General features: G+C 59.7%; 2 protein-coding genes and 1 pseudogene. All 3 read left to right on the forward strand.

The window, feature by feature from the left end:
* The coding region (locus EN925_RS25990) for a GAF domain-containing protein (RefSeq protein WP_128337030.1) at window positions 1–2,870 on the forward strand (2,870 nt) is incomplete at its 5' end.
* A 110-nt stretch (window positions 2,871–2,980) separates the two neighbouring features.
* On the forward strand, window positions 2,981–3,307 hold the full coding sequence (locus EN925_RS25995) for a low affinity iron permease family protein (RefSeq protein WP_027036398.1): 327 nt from the start codon (window positions 2,981–2,983) through the stop codon (window positions 3,305–3,307).
* Window positions 3,252–4,074, forward strand: a pseudogene (locus tag EN925_RS26000) (phospholipase D-like domain-containing protein); the annotation flags it as partial. The gene EN925_RS25995 and the pseudogene EN925_RS26000, both read left to right, overlap by 56 nt.

The following is a 4,074-nucleotide window of genomic DNA, read 5'->3' on the forward strand; positions in this document are numbered from 1 at the left end:
GAGGCGAGACGGTCGTCTTCGAGAATGCCGAGACAGACCCGCGAACCCACGACCATGCCGAGGCTCTCAAAGCAATCAGCGCCCAATCCGTCATCAACATGCCGGTTACGGAGCGCGGCGGGTTGGTTGCGTTATTGTACCTCAATCACTCCGAGCCAAGACACTGGACGCCGGCCGAGGTTGCTCTGGTTTCGGAAGTGGCTGACCGGACGCGCACCGCAATTGAACGGCTTCGTGCGGAGAAGGCCCTGCGTGAAAATGCCGAGCGCCTGGCCTTTCTGGATCGCCTCGGCAGAGAGATATCCCCGGCGACAGATGCCGACGCTGTCATGGAGGTCACCACCCGTCTACTTGGCGAACATCTAGGCGTTTCGATTTGCGCCTACGCTGACATGGAGCCGGACCAGGACCACTTCACCATTCGCGGCGACTGGAGCGCTCCTGGCTCGCCTAGCATCAGGGGGTACTACAGTCTTGCCGATTTCGGTCGCCTCGCTGTTGGCAATCTGACCGCCAATCGGCCGCTCGTCATCAACAACAATCTCGAGGAAATTGCGCCCGAGGAAGCAAAGACCTTTCAGGATATCGGCATAACGGCAACGATCTGCATGCCCTTGGTCAAGCAAGGCCGGCTGGCTGCGCTAATGGCCGTTCACGACACGCAGCGCCGCGTCTGGTCGCAGCGCGAACTGTCCTTGCTGGCGGAGGTGACAGAGCGGTCATGGGCTCACATCGAGCGCGTCCGCTCGGAACAGGCTGCCCGAGCGAGCGAGGAGCGGCTAAGGCTAGCGACCGATGCAGCCGCTATCGGAACGTGGGACTATGATCCCATCACAAGGGTGCTGCGTTGGGACGACCGATGCAAAGCTCTCTTCGGTCTGCCACCTGAGGCGGAGGTGACATATGAGAGCGCGTTCCTGGCCGGTCTCCATCCAGAAGACCGTGAACGGGCGGATGAGGCCGTACGCCGGGCGCTCGCGCCGGGCGAGTCTTCCCGCTACGACATCGAATATCGGACGATCGGGCTGCGCGACGGAAAGGAGCGTTGGATAGCTGCAACGGGCGAATCTCTTTTCCGGTCCGGACGCGCGGTGCGTTTCATCGGCACCGTCATGGATATTACCGCGCGAAAGCGGGTGGAGAACCAGCTTCAGATGATGAATGCGACTGCCGCCGCCGTGGCAGCCGAGCTGGACGTGGAGCGCATTGTCCAGATTGTCACCGACGCTGGCGTCGCGCTGTCAGGCGCGCAATTCGGAGCTTTTTTCTACAATGTCCTCGATGACACGGGGGACAGCTATGTGCTCTACGCCCTGTCGGGAGCGCCACGCTCCGCTTTCGAAAATTTTCCCATGCCACGCAACACGGGCGTCTTCGAGCCTACTTTTCGCGGGACGGGCGTGGTGCGTTCCGATGATATCCTCATGGATGTGCGCTATGGAAAAAATCCGCCGAGGAAGGGAATGCCGGAAGGCCATCTTCCCGTGCGATCCTATCTTGCCGTGCCGGTCATTTCGCGATCGGGCGAAGTGCTGGGTGGGCTGTTCTTCGGACATTCCGGTTGCGGTGTCTTTGCCGCAGAGCATGAGACAGCCTTGCTGGGGCTGGCCGGTCATGCCGCCACGGCAATCGACAACTCCCGACTGTTCAAAGCGCTGCAGACGCTCAACGCCACTCTTGAGCAGCGTGTGGCTGAGGAAGTTGCCGAACGCGTCCGAGCAGAAGAGCACCTGCGCCAGGCGCAGAAGATGGAGGCCGTGGGACAGCTTACCGGTGGCATCGCCCACGACTTCAACAATATGCTGGCTGTCATCATTGGCGGTTTGAATCTCGTGCAGCGCAAGCTCCGAAACGGCGACACGAACGTGAACCACTTCGTCACCGGTGCAATCGATGGGGCACAACGCGCTGCGGAACTTACCAAGCGGCTGCTTGCCTTCTCTCGCCAGCAGCCCTTGGCACCGACGCGCCTGAATCCTAATCGACTCGTCTCCGGCATGAGCGAACTGCTGAGCCGAACGCTTGGAGAGACCATAGCAATCGAGACGGTGCTCGCCGCTGGGCTGTGGCATGTGGAGGCCGATGCAGGGCAATTGGAAAGCGCATTGCTCAACCTTTGCGTCAACGCACGCGATGCCATGCCCGGCGGCGGAAAGCTCACGATTGAAACGTCTAACGCCCATATTGACGATCGGTATGCGAGAGAAAACGCGATCTCCTCGGGCCAGTATGTGATGATAGCGGTCACCGATTCCGGAACGGGCATGACTGCGGACGTGCTGGCAAGAGCCTTCGATCCGTTCTTCACCACAAAGGGAGTCGGCAAGGGTACCGGATTGGGACTTAGCCAAGTGTATGGGTTTGTTCGTCAGTCCGGCGGCAGCGTCAAGATCTATTCCGAACTCGGTGTCGGAACCACCTTGAAGATCTATCTACCGCGGTCGCATGGCGGCATTCCCGACAGCCCGGCCGCCGCCTTGGCGGGCGAGCATCCGGGACGTTCAGACGAGGTCATCATGATCGTCGAGGATGAAGATCGTGTACGCCTGATGGCCGCAGAAGCGCTGCGAGAACTAGGCTATTCCGTCCTGGAAATGTCGGGGCCACGAGACGCACTTGCCGCCGTGGAGAGCGGGCATGTGCCTTCGCTTCTGTTCACCGATGTGGTCATGCCGGAAATGTCAGGCCGCGAACTGGTGGACAAGGTCAGGACATCGCACCCGTCACTAAAGGTGCTCTACACCACCGGCTACACGCGAAACGCGATTGTTCACAATGGCACGCTCGATTTTGGAACGGAGCTTTTGACCAAACCCTACACGATCGACGAGCTGGCCGAGAAGGTCCGAAAGGTGCTCGATCGAAAGTAACGATCGGCCAGAGGCGATGTACTCAAGCGGCCGACCCAAATCCACTGCAGGCACGGCGGGGCGGTATGATGTCTCGCCGGAACCAGGGGGACTGCCGCGAGTTCTCTGGAATGGCAAATCATCCGATCACCAGCGCCCTTACCTCAATCGGCACACTGACTTCCCGTCCCGCTGCGTTCCTGGTCTTGTTGGCCTACGCAATTCTTTGGATGATTTTCGAGCGACAGAGCTTGGATTGGCATGGAGCCGCAACATTGTTCACCTGGGCGATGACGCTGTTCATCCAGCGTGCGGAGCACCGCGACACTCAAGCGATCCATGCCAAGCTGGACGAGATTCTGCGGTCAGATCACGCGGCTTCAAACATCACCCGGATCGACGATGAAGAGCCCGAGGAGATCGAAAAACATCGCCATCGCCAGCAACAGGGCGATTGACGTGCAGCCTTTCGGTCCCGTTGCGTCAGGCGCCCGCAAGAAGACCTCCCGCATTGCGCCTTGGCGAAAGGTGCTCATCTATCTGGCCATTGCCGCCATCGGCAGCCTGCTCACGGTGTTGATCATAAACCTCACTCCGCAGCCGCGCGTTCTACGATCTATCGTCCCCCACCGGTTCGACGCTACGGATCCCCAATTTTCCAAGACGATGAGCAGCTATTCGCAAGGGCAGATGTTCGGTTCCAACGCGGTCCAAACTCTCGTCAACGGAGACGAAATATTTCCCTCAATGCTGCAAGCAATCGGGGCGGCTCGATCCAGCGTCAACATGGAAACGTATATTTATTGGTCAGGAGCCATCGGCTACGAGTTCGCGATCGCATTGGCGACGAAGGCCCGCGAAGGCGTGGAAGTCCGCGTGAACGTCGACTGGGTTGGCAGCCTTCCCTTCGACGAGGACCTGATCCGCATCATGACGACGGCAGGTGTGCGGTTCGAACGCTATCGGCCGCTACGCTGGTATACGTTGGACCGTGTAAACAACCGAACTCATCGCAAGCTGCTGATCGTTGATGGCCGGATCGCTTTCACTGGCGGGGTCGGCATTGCCGATGATTGGCGCGGGAACGCACGCAACTCAAATGAATGGCGCGACACGCATTACCGGATCGAAGGACCAGCCGTGCCCGCATTCCAGGCGGCGTTCGCCGAAAACTGGCTTGAGACGACCGGCGAGACATTGCAGGGCGGGAAGTTCTACCCTGCAG

It is taken from the genome of Mesorhizobium sp. M7A.F.Ca.US.006.04.2.1 (assembly GCF_004022915.1).
In the GTDB taxonomy this organism is placed as follows: Bacteria; Pseudomonadota; Alphaproteobacteria; order Rhizobiales; family Rhizobiaceae; genus Mesorhizobium; species Mesorhizobium ciceri.

Bases quoted from the DNA above. Each gene is read 5' to 3' on its own strand.
- EN925_RS25995 (WP_027036398.1), top strand. From the start codon at position 2,981: ATGGCAAATCATCCGATCACCAGCGCCCTTACCTCAATCGGCACACTG.